The sequence below is a fragment of the Okibacterium endophyticum genome (assembly GCF_054780075.1).
Map to the genome: position 1 here is coordinate 168,384 of NZ_BAAGXA010000007.1, position 16,447 is coordinate 184,830.

Genomic DNA, 16,447 nt, shown 5'->3' on the forward strand with positions numbered 1-16,447 from the left:
TTCCGCCTATCCGTGCCTGCGCTGCCCGAACGGAGCATCCGCAGGGTTGTCCACGTGCAGCCAGTAGAAGCTCTGTGTTCCGATGGTCAGGGTCACCTCGCCGTTCTCGTCGAACGCGGGGAACTCGCCTCCGCCGAAGAGGTCGAACAGGCGACGACCCGCGAGCTGCGGGGCGACAATCGTTGTCGAGACGGGGTGGTGCGCAAAGCTGAAAACGCACATGATGTCTTCGGGCTGATCGCCGAAGCTGCTGCCGGACCCGCTGTAGCTGCGCACGTACGCGAGCACCGACTCGTGTTCGCTGTGCAGCACGCTGATCGACCCGAGTCCGAAAGCCGGGTGGCCTTTGCGCACGTGGATCACGTTGCGGATCCAGTGCAGCAGCGACCGCGACTGGGCGAGCTGTGACTCGACGTTGGTGAGCGTGTAGTTGTAGACGAGCGACTGCACAACCGGAAGGTACAGCTTGCCCGGATCCGCAGACGAGAAGCCCGCGTTCCTGTCCGGCGTCCACTGCATGGGCGTGCGCGAGGAATCCCGGTCAGGCAACCAGATGTTGTCTCCCATCCCGATCTCGTCGCCGTAGTAGAGGAACGGGCTGCCCGGAAGGGAGAACAACAGCGCGTGGGCCAGCTCGAGCTCCGCACGCGAGTTGTCGAGCAGCGGGGCCAGCCTGCGGCGGATGCCGATGTTGGCTCGCATGCGCGGATCATATGCATACCAGCCGTACATTGCCTGCCGGTAGTCCTCGCTCACCATCTCGAGCGTCAGCTCATCGTGGTTGCGCAGGAAGACAGCCCAACCCGCCCAGTCGGGGACCTCTGTCGTCTCGCTGAGCACCCGCACGAGTTCCTCGGCCTGCTGCGAGCGCAGGGAGTAGAAGATGCGCGGCATCACCGGAAAATCGAACGCCATATGGCACTCCGGCTCGTCATCCGTGCCGAAGAACGCTGCCACCTCACGTGGCCACTGGTTCGCTTCGGCGATCATCACCCGACCGGGGTACTCCAGGTCGACCATCGCCCGCAAGCGTTTGATGAACTCGTGTGTGGGCGGTTCGCCCTCGCCGTTGCCCTCGTCGGATTCATAGAGGTAGGGAATCGCGTCGAGCCGGAACCCGTCGACACCGAGGTCGAGCCAGAAACGCACGATCTCGAACACCGCATCGTGCACCGCGGGGTTCTCATAGTTGAGATCGGGCTGGTGCGAGAAGAAACGGTGAAAGTAGAACTGCCTGCGCACGGGGTCGAACGCCCAGTTCGAATCTTCACTGTCGGTGAAGATGATGCGGATGTCCTGCCATTTCTCGTCTGTGTCGCTCCAGACGTAGAAATCGCCGTATGGACCCTCTGGGTCGTGTCGCGACTGCTGGAACCACTCGTGCTGGTCTGACGTGTGGTTGAGCGGCATGTCGATGATGACCCGCATGTTGCGCTCGTGCGCTTTCGTCACGAGATCCTTGAACTCGTCCATCGTGCCGAACTCGGGAAGAATCGACCGGTAGTCGGCGACGTCATAACCGCCGTCCCGCAGGGGAGAGGTGAAGAAGGGCGGCAACCAGATCGCATCGATGCCGAGCCACTGCAGGTAATCGAGCCGAGTGGCGAGACCGCCGAGATCGCCTGCCCCGTCGCCGTTGCTGTCGACGTACGAGCGCACCATGACCTCATAGAACACCGCTCGGCGATACCACAGCGGATCCCGGGCGAGTCCGGGCAACTGGATAGGGGCGGTGAAGGTCACTGCGCTCCAATCGAAGCTGATCTGGCGCCCTCGAGCGCGTGTTGCGGTCGGTTCGAGTCTAGGGTGCACGTGCGCCAAAACTCTTGAGCGACAGAGCCTAAACTTGTTTCCGATGTCTCACGAATCCCCGTACGCAGCTCTTCTCGCGCCGATACCGATCTCGCGACACACCGTCGACGTGCTCGGCACATCGACCAGATACTGGGCGTACGGCGATGAGAACGCATCGCGCACGATCGTGGCCGTGCACGGCTTTCGCGGGGACCACCACGGGCTCGAACCCGTCGTCGCGCATCTGCCGAGGGCACGCATCATCAGTCCGGACCTGCCCGGGTTCGGCGAGTCGTCTCCGTTCACCCGCTCAGCCCACACCGTGCAGGCCTATGCGGCGTGGCTCGCCGCGTTCGTCGACGCGATAGGCCTGCGTTCCGCACCCGTGATCCTCGGGCATTCGTTCGGGTCGATCATCGTCTCGGCCGCTCTCGCCGACGGCCTCGGCGCCGAACGCGGCATTCTCGTGAACCCGATCGCCGCGCCCGCGCTCTCGGGACCGCGGGGCATTCTCACGCGGCTCGCCGTGGTCTATTACCAGCTGGGCGCCAAGCTGCCGGAGCGGCTCGGCTTCGGATTGCTGCGGAACAGGTTCATCGTCCGTGTGATGAGCGTGGCCATGGCCAAAACCAAAGACCGGCGTCTTCGGCGGTGGATCCACGGCCAGCATGACGCGTACTTCAGCGCATTCGCCTCACGAACGGTGGTGCTCGAAGCGTTCACCGCATCCGTCAGTCACGACGTCTCGGAGTTCGCCCGCGAGATCGCCGTGCCCATGCTGCTGATCGCCGCCGATCGTGACGACATCACTCCGGTGTCCGCCCAGCACAGGCTCGCCGGGCTGTTCGCCGATGCACGTCTCGACGTGCTCGAGAACGTCGGACACCTCATCCACTACGAGATGCCGCAACAGGCGGCCGCGTCGATCAGCCGCTTTCTCGACAGCGCCGCGCCGGCGGACCAGTCCTGACACCGGACCAGTCCTGACACCGGATCAGTTCCGATACTGGAATCAGTTCCGATGCCACCGTGGAGCGAGTGCGGACAGTGTCTGTGCTGCACCACCGTCGATCTTGATCGTGGCACGCGTATCGCCCTTCGTCTCTCCTCTGTTGATGATGACGATCGGTTTGCGAGCGCGCCTCGCCTGCTCGAGGAGCCTGATGCCCGAGTTGACGGCCAGCGACGAGCCCACGATCAACAGGGCATCCGCCAGGTCGACGAGGTCACGCGCCGCCCGGAATCTCTCGGGCGGCACGAATTCCCCGAAGAAGACGACATCCGGCTTCAGCCGCCCTCCGCACACCGTGCAGATCGGGAGCACGAACCGCTCGACGTCATCGACGTCGGCGTCGCCGTCCGGGTTGGGCCGAACCCGCTCAGAGGGCGTCAGCCAGGGGTTGTCCCGCTCGATGCTCACGGCGATGCTCTCGCGAGCGAACACCTGCCCGCAATCCAGGCAGAGGATGCGGTCGATCGAGCCGTGAAGGTCGACGACGCGTCGCGATCCTGCCCTCAGGTGAAGTCCGTCGACGTTCTGTGTGATGACACCATTGATGAGCCCGTCCTCCTCGAAACGGGCGAGGGTCTTATGCCCGGCGTTCGGTGCGGCCGACCTGAACGTCGCCCACCCGAGGTGACTGCCGGCCCAGTAGCGCTTGCGCGCCGCCTCACTCCGCAGGAACTGCTGAATCGTCATCGGTGTGCGCACGGGCGCACCGGCACCCCGATAATCGGGAATGCCGGAATCGGTGCTGATGCCGGCGCCGGTCAGGACGGCGACCCGGCCGCGCCTGAGCACTTCCGTCGCCGCCTCAAGCTGTGAGGCGATCGCCCCCGGTTCAACCAGCGTCATTAGGCCTCCGTTGTGGCAGGTGACACGATTGTAAACGCCGCACATTGCCGATTTGTTTCGCAGCGGATCCAGACCACGGGCATACACAAAGGAATCGCGTGCAGATCATCCCCATCTCCGACCTCGCCGAGCAGGGGCTCTCGGACTATTCGCGGCTTACGGATGTCGCGCTGCGCAAGGTGTCCGAGCCGAAAGGCGGCCTCTACATCGCCGAGTCCACGAAGGTGATCACGCGTGCCCTCCGCGCCGGCCACCGGCCGCGCTCCGTGCTTCTCGAGGAACGTTGGCTTGCAGACGTCGCGCCGCTGGTCGAGCGGTTCGACGACCTGCCGGTGTATGTCGGCGACGCGGTCACTCTCGAGGCCCTCACCGGATATCACCTGCACAGGGGAGCGCTGGCCGCGATGCACAGGCCGGACCTGCCCGCGATGCGCGATGTGCTGCGCGATGCGAGACGCGTTGTGCTGCTCGAAGACATCGTCGACCACACGAACGTCGGCGCGATCTTCCGTTCCGTCGCCGGACTGGGGGCCGACGCCGTGCTCGTGAGCGAGCGATGCGCGGATCCCCTCTACCGGCGAAGCGTGCGCGTGAGCATGGGAACGGTGCTTCAGATTCCCTGGACGAGGATGCCCGCATGGCCGGAGGCGAGGGCGATCCTCCAGGAGGAGGGCTTCCATGTCGCTGCGCTCGCGCTCTCGGACAACTCGACATCACTCGACGAGTTCGCCGAGCGTCCGCCTGAACGTGTCGCGCTCGCGCTCGGGGCAGAGGGCGACGGGCTGAGCAGGCAGGCGCTCGACGCCGCAGACACCGTTGTGACCATCCCGATGCTCCACGGCATCGACTCGCTGAACGTGGCGTCAGCCAGCGCGGTTGCGCTGTGGGCGCTGCGCGTTCCGACAGCCTCCGGCGTCTAAGATGGCGTGGTGCCGAGTTCAGACCACCGACGTGACCCGAGAACCTACCGACGTCGGCGCATCGGCGTCGCGATCGTCTTCGTGCTCGTGCTGGGGCTCGGCGTCTACACCGGTACGGCACTCACACGAACGGTCCCCGCGGCCGCGGCCGCGCTGACAGAACCGGCCGTCGCCACAACGGCTCCTGTTCCCCTCACCTGGCCCGCATACGGAAACGGCGCGATCGGCGCCGTGGGATTCGACGGCATCCTCGCCGAGCACGGCGCGCAGCAGCCGACTCCCATGGCGAGCATCACAAAAACGGTCACCTCGCTCGTTGTGCTCTCCGCCAAACCTCTTGCGGCAGGAGAGAGCGGGCCGCCCATCGACATCACGGCGGCCGACGAGCAGATCTATCACGATGTGATCGCCGAAGGAGGCTCTGCGGCACCGGTCGTAGCCGGTTCGGTGTTCACCGAGCGGCAGATGCTCGAGGCGATGATGCTTCCGTCTGCGAACAACTACAGCATCTCGATCGTCAACTGGGCGTTCGGGTCGATGGATGCCTTTCTGGCTGCGGCGGCCGGGTGGCTGGCCGACAACGGCCTCACCGGCACGAGCGTCGTCGATTCGAGCGGGCTCGATGAGGGAAGCGCGTCGACGCCCGCCGACCTCGTGCGAATCGGCGAGCTTGTGCTCGAGCACCCTGCCCTGAGTGAGATCGTGCGCCAGCCGACCGCTGAGCTGCCGGTGATCGGCACGGTCCACAACACGAACCAGCTCCTCGGCACACAGGGTGTGATCGGCCTCAAGACGGGAACCACGAACGTCGCCGGAGCCTGCCTGCTCTTCGCGGCGGAGCAGGTGGTCGGCGAATCGACCGTGACGGTCGTCGGCGTGATCCTCGGCGCTCCGAATCACCGCACGCTGAGCGAAGACGTGCTCGCTCTGCTATCGAGCGTGAACAGCGCATTCCACGAGACCGACGTGGTGACGGCCGGGCAGGAGTTCGGCCTGTACACCACCGTCTGGGGAGACTCGGCCGGCCTCGTCGCCGCTGAGTCAGCATCCGTCCTGACCTGGCAGGACGGCGTGGCGAGCGTTGAAGCGAGCGCGGCACCCATCGACGCTGGTGAAAGCGGGGACACCGTCGGCACGGCCACCGTCAGTTACAACGGGCAGACGCAGGAGGTTCCGCTCGTGCTGACCGGCTCCATCGAACCGGCCGATCCGTTCTGGCGTCTTATGAACCCGGTCGACTGAGGTTCTGCGCCCGATCGGCGGCATCACCCGCAGCATCCGTGCCGTTCCCACCCGCTCGGGGCCTCGCCCACGGCTCTGCGATGGGTCTCTTGGGCTGAACATGGTCACCGGACGACTGATGTCTGATGCGACGCAACACCCAGGGGACGAGGTGCTCTCTGGCCCAGCTCAGGTCGTCGGCCCGCGCCTGACGCCAGCTCACCTGGGGCAGAGGCTCCGGCTTCAGCGCTTCAAGGTCGTTCTCGACGTTCAGCGCCTCAAGCACCATACGAGCTACCGTGTGGTGACCGAGCGAGTTCAGGTGAAGGCGATCGGGTGCCCACATCCGTGAGTCCTGCACCTCGGTCAGCGCCCACTGGTCTGCCACGACGCAGTCGTGTTTCAAGGCGATGGAGCGCAGGTTCTCGTTGTAGATCGCGACTTTGCCCCTGATGCCCCTGAACACCGGTGAGAACCCGACGTCGACGCCCGTGAAGATCACAACGCTCGCCCCTCCGCGACGCAACTTTCTGATCGCGTACTCGAACTTCTCGGCGATCAGGTCGGGGTCGCTGCCGGGCCTGATCACATCGTTGCCGCCCGCTGAGATGGTGATGAGGTCTGGCTTCAGCTCGATGGCAGGCTCGATCTGCTCGCTGACGATCTGCGCGATGAGCTTGCCGCGCACGGCCAGGTTCGCATAGGCGAAGTCAGGGACGTCCCTGCTGAGAACCTCTGCGACACGATCGGCCCAACCGCGATGTCCGCCGGGAGATGACGGCTCAGGGTCGCCGATGCCCTCCGTGAACGAATCGCCGATCGCAACGAAACGTCGCCACGGGTGCACGTTCGCCGCGAGCGGTTCTGCGTCGATGTCGTTCGTGCCCACGATGTCCCTTCCACGCCTGCTCAGCCAGACCCTGCGAGCATAACCGACGCGACTGTGTGTGCACCCGGTCGGAATCCCCTCCGTTTGGCGCGTCGAACCCGGGCTGGCTAAGTTACTGTCTGGTGAGCGCAGAGCAGGTGACGACAGACGACGTGAACACGAGTGAACCCGTTTCAGAGATCGAATTCGACGCCGCACCACGCCCGAGGATCGGCACGGCTGCCGCTGAGCATCTGTCACCCGCGTTCCCGGAACGTGCGGCATGGGGCACCGTCGGCAAGCTGCGCGCATGGCAGCACGAGGCCATGGATGCCTACTTCAGAGCCGAGCCACGGGATTTCCTCGCCGCGGCGACGCCCGGCGCCGGAAAAACGACATTTGCGCTGCGACTGGCCGCAGAACTGCTCGCCAGGCGAACCGTCGACCGTGTGACGGTGGTGGCGCCGACCGAGCACCTCAAGAAGCAGTGGGCGGATGCCGCGCACCGTGCGGGCATCCGTCTCGACCCCACGTTCACCAACAGCGCCAGGCGTTACGGAAGCCACTACCACGGTGTCGTCGTGACCTACGCGCAGGTCGCCGTGCGCGCCTCTCTTCATCGAGAGATCACCGAGGCGTCCCGCACCCTCGTCATCCTGGACGAGGTGCACCACGGTGGCGACGCGCTCAGCTGGGGCGATGCCATCCGTGAAGCCTTCGAGCCGGCCACCCGGCGTCTGTCTCTGACCGGGACGCCGTTCCGCTCAGACACGGCGCCGATTCCCTTCGTCTCATACCTGCCCGACCGGCAGGGAATCCGCACCTCTCAGACCGACTACAACTATGGCTACGGTCGCGCGCTCGCAGACGGCGTCGTTCGCCCGGTCATTTTTATGGTCTACGCCGGCCACATGCGGTGGCGCACACGAGCCGGTGATGAGATGGAGGCCAAGCTCGGCGAGGGGAACACCAAAGACATCACCTCGCAGGCCTGGCGAACGGCTCTCGACCCGGCGGGGGAGTGGATCCCTCAGGTGCTGGCCGCCGCAGACAGACGCCTGACAGAGGTCAGGAACCACGTTCCCGATGCCGGGGGCCTGGTGATCGCCACCGATCATTTCGCAGCCAGGGCGTATGCGGCCATCCTGCACACCATCACCGGCGAAGAGCCGACTGTCGTCCTCTCCGACGAGAAAGAGGCGAGCGACCGGATCGACGCGTTCTCACAGGGCACGAGCAGGTGGCTCGTCGCGGTGCGAATGGTGAGTGAGGGCGTCGATGTGCCGAGGCTCTCGGTGGGTGTGTACGCGACGTCGTCGTCGACACCGCTCTTCTTCGCTCAGGCCATTGGACGATTCGTTCGTGCCAGGCGCCGTGGTGAGACGGCGTCGGTGTTTCTGCCCAATGTTCCGCAGTTGATGGGTCTCGCGAGCGCTCTCGAGCTTGAACGCGACCACGCCCTCGACCGACCGGTCGGTGACGGGGAGGGCGATCTGCACAACCCCGAAGACGCGATGATGGCCGAGGCGAATCGCGACGACACGGCATCGGATGCGCTGACGAGCGAGTTCAGCTTCGAGGCGATGTCGAGCGATGCGACGTTCGATCGTGTTCTCTTCGACGGGGCTGAGTTCGGGCAGTATGCGACGCCGGGCACCGACGAGGAGTTCGACTTCATCGGCCTTCCCGGCCTTCTCGAACCCGATCAGGTGCACGAACTGCTGAAGCAGCGGCACCAGCGACAGGCCAGGCGCCAGACGGAGCGCAAAAAGGCCGAGCCTGAGCGCGAAGAGCCGGCGCCGTTGTACCGGACGCTCAAGGAGCAGCGGAGCCTTCTGAACAGCCTGGTGGGGCTCTATGCCAAGAACACCGGGCAGCCGCACGGCCTGGTGCACGCCGAGCTCAGGAGGGTGTGCGGCGGCCCGGCCGTGCCGCAGGCGAGTGTCACCCAGCTGCAGGCGCGGATCGAGTACCTGCGCAAGCGCCTGGGCAGCTCGCGATAGACGCTCCACCGTGGGTGTTCTCCCTCTGCAGGTTTGAGCAGTGCGGCGTGAGGGAATCGCGACGGAATCGCGACGGAACGAGGAGAGGACCACCGGTCGCGCCCAAACCGGTCTTATACCCGTTCCAGCGCATCGCTTCTCTCATCGACGACGGCTCTGTTGTGCGGGCGTGCTGCTTGTCGCCATGCGGGATTGAGGGGTGATCGTGAGGGCATGGGAACCGGTGTGCGTGTGGGGTCGATGTTCGGAGGTGGGATCAGGTGGTAGGCAGAGTTCTCCCTCACGACTCGCCAGTGGTTGTTGTGGATGAGCATATGGTGATGCCGGCAGAGCAGGATCCCGTCTGCACAATCGGTTCGTCCGTGCTCGGAGGTCCAGGGGTTGATGTGGTGTGCCTCGGTATAAGACGGTGGCCTGTCGCAGCCGGGATATCGGCATCCGCCATCCCGGATCGACAATCCGATTCGTTGCTTCGGAACGAATAGACGATGCTCGCGCCCCACGTCGAGGGGATGGCCGTCGGGATCGACGGTGACGGGCAGGGTTCCATGGGTGCAGATCAACCGTTCAACTGTCGCTCCGGGAACCGTTTCCCCGGTCTCTTCGAGATACCCGTTCCCGACAATGCGCCCGTCCTTGTCGCGGGTGTCCAGTTGCTCCTGGGTGATCACGACTCGGATCCCGGGTTGCCTGGTTCCGTATGCGAGTCCCGGGTCGACGTCGACACCGGTGCGGATGATGTCCATAAGCAGATCGAACACGATCTGCTCGTTCGATCGTGGGTCTTCGATCAGATTCTGCGCGTGGGCTCTTTCGTCCGAGTCGATGAACCGCGGACCCCCGCGGCGGGGACGTAGCGCTGCTCCGACGATGGAGTCGACCCACGCGGCGGATTCGTCGTCGAACTCGATCTGCGCGGTCCGTGCCCCGGTCTTCGGGTTCCTCCCGAACCGCCACGACCGTGCGGCATAGCGTTGTTCGGCCCGCAATCCGACGCCGACCGGGTCGATCTCGTCGCGGAGGTATCTGGCCCGTTTCGCGAGCTCGTCCACGTGAGCGTCTCCGGCTGTGTCAACCAGTTCCTCGGCAGCCCGCCGTAGGGTCTGCGCCGGGGCGCGTTCGGCGGCCTCGCCGAGGATCCGCGTCACCAGGGCGACGGACTCTGACTTCAGCCTGTGCTCCCGCATCGCCCGGGTGAGGGGCTCGTACCAGGGCAATACGCTCGGGAACGCTCCGGGGTCCGCCCCCAGAGCTGTCCCGTCCGGGGAACGACCGATGCCCTCATGAGCGCCCGCATCGGCGCCGGCCTCAGCATTCGCGTCAGCGTCGACCTCAGGTCCCATCTCTTCGGAAAGAGGCGCGGCGCGGCCATGCAGGTCCCCGGTCATCGGGTCGGCATCCGTCGTGGCATCCGCGAACGCTGTACCGGCGAGCCGGGTCGCAGCATCCGCTTCACCCATCAGGTTCCCGAGCCGGACGTGCCGCGACGCCTCAGCCCGGGTCGTCCCCGTGATCTGCTGCACCATCGCGACCGGCGACCGATGCCCGCGACTCTGCGCCAGGCCTGCGTACCCGAGCCCGTATTCCGACCGCTTCGCGATCACACCCGCGCCCGCTGCGAGAAGGCCGTCCAGCTCGCTCCGCAACACGGACACGTCTCTCAACAGGTCCTCGAGCCCGCCATCGTCCACGCGATCCAACAGCTCAGTCACCGCCAGATCTCCGGTCGAGGCTTCCCGCTCCTCACACGCGACAAGCCGTTCGCACACCCGACGGGCGAGATCGAGGAGCTGCTCGGTCGCGTTGGCCATGGTCAATCATAGCACGTTTATTCGTTGATATGTTCTATCCTTGCGAGATAACTCCCGGGATTATCCGGATCGGTTCCCCCTGGGGTTCCCCCGCCTTCCTCAATTAATAGAAGATATGTTCTGCCGTGGCTGCAAGCGATGACGCGGCGCCCGCCATCCCGCACACAAGGCGAACGTCTGCGCAGCACGTCCCGCGAACCCGCCGGAATCGGACGCAGCCCAGATCGACGAGCTGAGCCCGCTCTACGACATCGCGTTCAGCGCCAACGAGGGGCTCTGGCTACGCGCCGGACGGGCATAAAACGGTCCACATGAACTCGCTGATGCTCAAGGAAATCGAGGCGAGGCTATGCGATCCTGAGTTCGCGGATCGGTTCTCTCCGGCTCGCGATCAGCGCTGGTATGAGGGCAGCGATGAGCGTCGTGAGGAGTGTGAGCACCGCGAGTGCTCCGGAGAAGGCGGCACCGGGCAACGGGTCGTTGGCAACGAGGAGAACCACCACCGCGACCATCATTCCCGTCACTATGCCCATGATGCTGAGGAAGGCTGTTTGGATGAGCAGGAGGGAGACGATCAGCGAGCGTGTCGCGCCGAGTGCACGGCGACGACCGAAGTCTTTCCGGCGCATCATGACGAGCCCGTATAGGAGGACCGCGACAAGCATCCCGGTGAGGCCCATGAGAGCGAGCACGAGTCCGCGTGAGAATGAGCCGAGCTGGCTCTGGATGAGCCCGCGGAGCTGAGCGAGTGCTTCGCTGGTGTGGATCTGCGCTTGGGATGGATCCTCTGCTGCAAGGACGGAACCGAGGATGTCAGCGACGGGCGCGACGAGCTCAGGAGTCTTGGCAATGACAACGATGAGCCCGACTGCTTCGGTTCCCTCCCAATCGGTGACGGGCATAAGCACGAGCGGTTCGAAGGGGGTCAGGAAATCCGGGGTGTCGATCGGTCCGGCGATGCCGTAGTTCGTCCCCGTAGTGAGGGTGACTGCGCCGACGCCGTCGACCAATCCGAGCTGTTCGAGGGCATTGGTCGACGCGTAGCCGAGCTGGCCTGCAGCTGAAGGGGAGACGGGGATACCCAGTCGGTCGAGGTCGTGACCGTAGGCGATCCGGGTGGGTACGCGGGTGCCGTCGCGGACTTCGCTGTTGGTCGCGTCAACAGTGGTCGCGAATCCGGCCGCCCATTCGACGCCTTCGACCGAGGAGATCCGGTCGAGAACGCTGGCCGTGATCCCTGCGCCATGGTCCGCGCGAACGATGATCGATCGCGTACCGGCAGAGTCGATAGAGCCGAGGACGTGCTGCTCGGCTCCGACGGTGCGGCCTGTCGTAAGCATCACGGCGAGGATCATGCCGACGATTGTCAACACCGTCACGACGGAAGCGACGGGTTGGGAGCGTGCGGAAAGCACAGCTTCACGGATGGTCTTGACGATCACAATACGATCTCCCGGTCGCAGGCAGCGGCAACGTCCGGCGAGTGGGTGACCACGATGACGGCCGCGCCGGTGTATGCGTGTTCGCGTAGCGCGGTGACGACGACCTCGGTGCTGGATGGGTCCAGGTTCCCGGTGGGCTCGTCGGCGAGGAGTATCGGCGGTGAGGTGAGGAGTGCCCGACACAGTGCGATGCGTTGCGCTTGTCCTCCGGAGACCTGACCTGGTTTACGGTGCGCGGGCACGTTCACACCGAACTGTTCAAGGAGTGATTCTGCCCGAGGGTGAAGAGCCGACCGCGGACCCTGTCGGTAGAGCGTTGTCTCGGTGATGTTGTCCATGACGGTGCGGGTGGCATCGAGGGCGGCGTCTTGGAACACGAAGCCGAATCTGTTTGCGCGGAGCCGGGCACGGTCGACGTCGTGCAGTCGGCTGGTTGCTTCTCCGTTGACGAGGACGTCTCCGGAGCTGGGGTTGAGCATGAGTCCGAGCAGATACAGCAATGTTGACTTGCCGCGTCCGGACTTCCCCGTGAGAGCGGTCATTGATCCCGCGAAGAACTGTGCTGACCACGTATCCAGGACGGGCGTGCCGGGCGCATACTGGAAGCTGATCTGATCTGCTTCAAGTAGTGGCCTGTCTGCGTCGCCGGTCACGTTTTCCCACGCGATGCCTGGGCGGGCACCCGCACACGCAAACCCGCTTCGACCCCCTCGATGACGGACATCCCTTTCGCTGAGGCGACCACGCTAACTGGCACCCGGCGATCTTTCGCATCGATGACCATGACATCGCCGTTCGCGTCTGTCACCAGCGCCGCCGACGGCACGATCAGTCCGTCGACGGGCTCCACGGTGATGATGCGAGAGACGAGCTGAGCCTGGCCGGACACGGGAATCTGACCGCAGCCGTCGCCGCAAATCGTCGCGCCGTCCACACCGTTGAGTGCCACTGTGAGTGCGTTGGTGTCCTTGTCCCGGTTCTGATCGGCTGTCACTGCCGACCAGACGTCACCGTCGGGAGAGGTCAGTTCGACGCGGGTGCCGGTCGGAATCATCGCCGCTTGCGCATCGGTGACGGGAAGGGAAAACGCCGGGGCGTTCGACAAGCCGCGAACGACTGGCTCTCCTCCACTGAGCGAGTTGCCTGTGGCGATCTGCTCCGCGTCGAGTGCGATCCGCGATGGCAGGCTGGCGACGAAGACAACATCGCCGAACTCAACTTGGCCGGTCTGCTCCAGTCCGAGCGACTTCTGCCACGCACGAATCGCCGCGACCGTTCCGCTCTCAGCCTTGCCATCTGCCATGTGTCGATAGAACCCCAGAGCACCCAGCATCTCCTGGAGTTGTTGCACATCCGGGCCTTCGGCACCTTCGCCGATGGCACGAAAAGCGGGGGTCGAACCCTGACCGACAACAACGGGCCTCAGATCCACGGTGTACAACGTGTCACCAGCATTCACCTCATCTCCAGTAGCGACATCAACCGAAGTCACCACCCCTGCCGCACGGTTCTCTCCGACTGGTTCTGTGCGCCACTGTGCGATCGTGTTCAGCAACAGCTCGGAACCGACTTCTCCTTCGGCCACTTCGACGTAGGTGTACGCCTTGGCTGCGAGCGGATCATCCGCCGGCTGCAGGACGGTCAACCCGGCCCACACGCCCGCTGCCGCCAGGATGGCGACGAGAAGAGCACCAAGCGCCGCGCCCTGCCATCTGTACCGCCGAGAACTCGCCGAAGACATCAACGTTCAGCCTCCTGCCCGCTCGCACTCATTCTCTTCCTGCCAGCCTTGCTACACGTCAAGGCCTGGGACAAATCTGGAGCAGGTCGTAGTAGTCGTCATCACTGAGCGCATCGGCTCGTTTGGGATCACGCAGCTCGCCGTACGGGTCGAAGACGGCGTCGTCGAGGAACGCCTGTTCGCTCGGGACGTCTCGCACCTCGTGACCCTCGTCACGGAGGCATCCGGCGAGAGAGACGAGCCCTGCGTAGAGACGTTTCATCTGTGCATCCGTGAGCGGCTCAGGCTCCTCCTCGTAGCCGAGGCTCTCCGAACATGCTTCGACGGCAGCGTCATATGCATCTGACTGTTCTTCTTGGAGCTGAATGGTGTACGAGTTGTCAGGGCGCACTTCGACCTCCCACCCAGATTCCTTCAAACACGCGGCCATGTCTGTGGCGAAGTCCTGTTCCTGGCCGCTGAGCTCTCCCGGTTCGTAGTCGATCGGCGTGGCGCTCGACGTTGAGCTGCAGCCAGTGAGCAACGCGCCGATTATCGCAACTGCGAAAGTGGCCGTCGTAAGATTGTGTCTTGCTTGCATGATCGACTCCCTTGATCTGATGAGCAACGGAGGTCGTCTGAGCCGTCTGCTCGGATTCAGACGACCTCCGTCACATGAAGGTGTGAGCTGTCGGTGGGATATTACGGGGCGAAGGTTAGATACTGCAGCCGACGCCACCGCTCTGCAACGACGTGTAGCCGGTGACACTTGCGCTCTTGGAGCTCTGAGTGGGGCTGTTCAGATAGTTGCGCTGCCATGACGTACTGCGCTGGAACCTCGTTTCGTTGTATGAACCGTTGGTGCCAGTGATCTTCAGGGTGGGCACACCCTTCGTGGTGCCCTCCACGAAGGCGTGAGTGATGCCACCGCAGCTCTTGGCCCCGTACGACGCGGCGAAGGCAGCAGTGCTGCTGCCGAATGCGAGCGCGACCGCCAGAGCGCCCGCCGCGATAATCTTGTTGCGTTTCCTCATGATGTTCTCCCTTAAAGCGATGAGTTGATTCGGTAGATATGACAGCCACTCCGTCATGCTGTATGTTTCCGGCACTCGGCCGAGCGTTTCACTGACGATGAAATAGGTTAGGACTCAACCCGGTCTCCCAAATACGCGCTCTGAGGCAAACCGAGACGACGACGTCTCGAAAAATCTGCGCCACTGTGAAACGCTCCGGGGGTATCCGGAAACGAAGAAAGTGAGCGGGCCGCGGCCAGACGCGGGTCACAGAGCCAGACGCGGGTCACAGAGAGGGGGACCGGGTGGTTGAGTATGACGCGTTCTTCCTCGCGAATTACTCACTCGTGGTCTCTGTCGCCGAGCATCGGCTCGACTCACGGGCCGATGCCGAGGAGATCGCCGCTGAGGCGTTCCGTATCGTCTGGCAGCAGTACCAAGTCGGCAGAGCCCTCAACGTCCCATGGCTCTACGGAATCGTCCGCAATCTCATCGGCAATGAGTACCGTCGGCGCAAACGCGCTGCGGCACTCCGTGACCGTGTTGCCGAAGAGACCGTGAATGAGGACGCGGATGTGGCCGAGAGACGGCGGAGCGTTCGAGATGCGATTCGATCGCTTCCCGAGCCGCAACGTGTGTTGCTTCAGATGGCCTACTGGGACGAACTGAGCCCGACGGAGATCAGCGAAATCTTGGCAATTCCAACATCAACCGTCCGCGTCCGGCTGTTCCGTGCCCGTCGTCTTGTGCGTGACGCACTGGCACTCGATCTAGAGATGGAGGTGATCCATGATGACCGATGACATCGAGCAAGTTATCCGTGACGCAAAACCAGGCAAATCTCATCGGACCGATCCTGTATCTGAGACAGGGCTTCGCCTGCTTGAAGCGATTCACGCCGAACGCCCGGAGCACATATCTCCACACGACCGGTCAACGAGAGCCCGTCCCCACCGAGGATTCTTCGGCCGAACGCGCACAATTCTCATCACAAGCACATCAGTGGCGCTGTTCGTCATGGTCGCCATTGTGCTCACTGTGCTTCAACCAATGACGCCAGCCCAGGCGGCGACTCCCAAGCCGTTACACACCACGGCGGTGTCCAAGAGCGCGGCAGAGGTAGCAGGGGAGTTGAGTCAGGTGCGCACAAACGCCAGGGACACCGTAGAAGCGACCGGAACCCTACGCCTCAGCGAATGGTCACTGCACAGCTACGTCAACGACAAGGGGGAGATCGAATCGTCAGACATCGTGCCGCAGTGGCGCGAACTTACCTTCGGCACTGACGGCACGATCCGCTTGCGAATCACGGCGGGCGAACCGTTTGCAGGGCAGAACTCGGCAACGCTTCCCGAACCCGGCACCGTGCTCGAGGACACCACCTACGATGACACCAATCCGTTCGACCTCAGCGATACATACGAAACTGAACCGCCCACCGATCCAACCCTCGTCGGCGACTATCTGTCCATGACCCTTGGCACCGAAGACCCTGCCACTGCCGAGTACTTCGATGCCATCACAGGTCTTCTCAGCAATCGGTTTCTCACGGCGGAGCAAGAAGCTGCGCTCCTGGGATTCATCGCGACCCTGCCCGATATCGAAATCGACGGCAGCACGACAGACCGCCTAGGTCGCTCAGGGGTGGTTCTCCGCGCTACAACCGGCGACTACGCGCACCTTCTCGTGCTTTCACCCGAAACCGGAAAGTTCCTCGCCGCTGAGACCGTATACATCGGCTCGTCACGTGCCGACCTATCCGCTCCCGCTGTCACGTCCTATACGGCATGGGAACGGTAA

At 64.0% G+C, this 16,447-nt stretch carries 15 protein-coding genes; 6 read left to right on the forward strand and 9 right to left on the reverse strand.

Annotated features, from left to right (window positions below; translation table 11 throughout):
• Nucleotides 1-6: 6 nt before the first annotated feature.
• Nucleotides 7-1,743: a maltose alpha-D-glucosyltransferase gene (treS, locus tag ACYVF5_RS10615; protein WP_460946115.1), complete on the reverse strand. Its 1,737-nt coding sequence runs from the start codon at nucleotides 1,741-1,743 to the stop codon at nucleotides 7-9.
• Nucleotides 1,744-1,855: 112 nt separating this feature from the next.
• Between treS and ACYVF5_RS10620 the strand changes: the two genes are divergently transcribed.
• Nucleotides 1,856-2,764 carry an alpha/beta fold hydrolase gene (locus ACYVF5_RS10620; RefSeq protein ID WP_460946117.1) on the forward strand — a complete coding sequence of 303 codons (909 nt, stop codon included), beginning with the start codon at nucleotides 1,856-1,858 and terminating at the stop codon, nucleotides 2,762-2,764.
• Nucleotides 2,765-2,806: 42 nt separating this feature from the next.
• On the opposite strand, the gene ACYVF5_RS10625 is transcribed toward ACYVF5_RS10620, so the two are convergent.
• A complete protein-coding gene (locus ACYVF5_RS10625) occupies nucleotides 2,807-3,649 on the reverse strand; it encodes an NAD-dependent protein deacetylase (RefSeq protein ID WP_460946119.1) in 843 nt (280 codons plus the stop codon).
• A gap of 98 nt (nucleotides 3,650-3,747) precedes the next feature.
• Between ACYVF5_RS10625 and ACYVF5_RS10630 the strand changes: the two genes are divergently transcribed.
• On the forward strand, nucleotides 3,748-4,569 hold the full coding sequence (locus tag ACYVF5_RS10630; RefSeq protein ID WP_460946121.1) for a TrmH family RNA methyltransferase: 822 nt from the start codon (nucleotides 3,748-3,750) through the stop codon (nucleotides 4,567-4,569).
• Between the two features lie 9 nt (nucleotides 4,570-4,578).
• The gene (locus ACYVF5_RS10635; protein WP_460946123.1) at nucleotides 4,579-5,811 is read left to right on the forward strand and encodes a D-alanyl-D-alanine carboxypeptidase family protein; all 1,233 of its coding nucleotides are present in this window, start codon (nucleotides 4,579-4,581) and stop codon (nucleotides 5,809-5,811) included.
• On the opposite strand, the gene ACYVF5_RS10640 is transcribed toward ACYVF5_RS10635, so the two are convergent.
• Complete coding sequence (locus ACYVF5_RS10640) at nucleotides 5,792-6,679, reverse strand: SGNH/GDSL hydrolase family protein (RefSeq protein WP_460946125.1); 888 nt, start codon at nucleotides 6,677-6,679, stop codon at nucleotides 5,792-5,794. The genes ACYVF5_RS10635 and ACYVF5_RS10640 overlap by 20 nt on opposite strands.
• 179 nt (nucleotides 6,680-6,858) lie before the next feature.
• Between ACYVF5_RS10640 and ACYVF5_RS10645 the strand changes: the two genes are divergently transcribed.
• Nucleotides 6,859-8,661, forward strand: a complete 1,803-nt coding sequence (locus tag ACYVF5_RS10645) for a DEAD/DEAH box helicase (protein ID WP_460946624.1) — start codon at nucleotides 6,859-6,861, stop codon at nucleotides 8,659-8,661.
• Between the two features lie 113 nt (nucleotides 8,662-8,774).
• On the opposite strand, the gene ACYVF5_RS10650 is transcribed toward ACYVF5_RS10645, so the two are convergent.
• The 6 genes from ACYVF5_RS10650 to ACYVF5_RS10675 all read right to left on the reverse strand — a co-directional run bounded on the left by ACYVF5_RS10650 (nucleotide 8,775) and on the right by ACYVF5_RS10675 (nucleotide 14,725).
• A complete protein-coding gene (locus ACYVF5_RS10650) occupies nucleotides 8,775-10,472 on the reverse strand; it encodes an HNH endonuclease signature motif containing protein (protein WP_460946127.1) in 1,698 nt (565 codons plus the stop codon).
• Nucleotides 10,473-10,819: 347 nt separating this feature from the next.
• Nucleotides 10,820-11,851, reverse strand: a complete 1,032-nt coding sequence (locus ACYVF5_RS10655) for an ABC transporter permease (protein ID WP_460946129.1) — start codon at nucleotides 11,849-11,851, stop codon at nucleotides 10,820-10,822.
• 59 nt (nucleotides 11,852-11,910) lie between these two features.
• Complete coding sequence (locus ACYVF5_RS10660; protein ID WP_460946131.1) at nucleotides 11,911-12,567, reverse strand: ABC transporter ATP-binding protein; 657 nt, start codon at nucleotides 12,565-12,567, stop codon at nucleotides 11,911-11,913.
• Nucleotides 12,564-13,655 (reverse strand): peptidoglycan-binding protein, encoded by a 1,092-nt coding sequence (locus ACYVF5_RS10665; RefSeq protein WP_460946133.1) that lies wholly within the window; start codon nucleotides 13,653-13,655, stop codon nucleotides 12,564-12,566. The genes ACYVF5_RS10660 and ACYVF5_RS10665 overlap by 4 nt, the downstream gene beginning before the upstream one ends.
• Before the next feature lie 58 nt (nucleotides 13,656-13,713).
• Complete coding sequence (locus ACYVF5_RS10670) at nucleotides 13,714-14,178, reverse strand: hypothetical protein (protein ID WP_460946135.1); 465 nt, start codon at nucleotides 14,176-14,178, stop codon at nucleotides 13,714-13,716.
• Between the two features lie 172 nt (nucleotides 14,179-14,350).
• Nucleotides 14,351-14,725, reverse strand: a complete 375-nt coding sequence (locus ACYVF5_RS10675; RefSeq protein WP_460946137.1) for a hypothetical protein — start codon at nucleotides 14,723-14,725, stop codon at nucleotides 14,351-14,353.
• Between the two features lie 227 nt (nucleotides 14,726-14,952).
• Between ACYVF5_RS10675 and ACYVF5_RS10680 the strand changes: the two genes are divergently transcribed.
• Both ACYVF5_RS10680 and ACYVF5_RS10685 read left to right on the forward strand, forming a co-directional pair.
• Nucleotides 14,953-15,450: an RNA polymerase sigma factor gene (locus ACYVF5_RS10680; RefSeq protein WP_460946139.1), complete on the forward strand. Its 498-nt coding sequence runs from the start codon at nucleotides 14,953-14,955 to the stop codon at nucleotides 15,448-15,450.
• Nucleotides 15,437-16,447 (forward strand): hypothetical protein, encoded by a 1,011-nt coding sequence (locus ACYVF5_RS10685; protein ID WP_460946141.1) that lies wholly within the window; start codon nucleotides 15,437-15,439, stop codon nucleotides 16,445-16,447. Before ACYVF5_RS10680 ends, ACYVF5_RS10685 begins: the two co-directional genes overlap by 14 nt.

Excerpts from the sequence above, each read along its gene's own strand:
- ACYVF5_RS10665 (WP_460946133.1), bottom strand. The coding sequence starts at position 13,655 with ATGTCTTCGGCGAGTTCTCGGCGGTACAGATGGCAGGGCGCGGCGCTT.
- ACYVF5_RS10675 (WP_460946137.1), bottom strand. The coding sequence starts at position 14,725 with ATGACGGAGTGGCTGTCATATCTACCGAATCAACTCATCGCTTTAAGG.
- ACYVF5_RS10620 (WP_460946117.1), top strand. The coding sequence starts at position 1,856 with ATGTCTCACGAATCCCCGTACGCAGCTCTTCTCGCGCCGATACCGATC.
- ACYVF5_RS10650 (WP_460946127.1), bottom strand. The coding sequence starts at position 10,472 with ATGGCCAACGCGACCGAGCAGCTCCTCGATCTCGCCCGTCGGGTGTGC.
- ACYVF5_RS10685 (WP_460946141.1), top strand. The coding sequence starts at position 15,437 with ATGATGACCGATGACATCGAGCAAGTTATCCGTGACGCAAAACCAGGC.
- ACYVF5_RS10625 (WP_460946119.1), bottom strand. The coding sequence starts at position 3,649 with ATGACGCTGGTTGAACCGGGGGCGATCGCCTCACAGCTTGAGGCGGCG.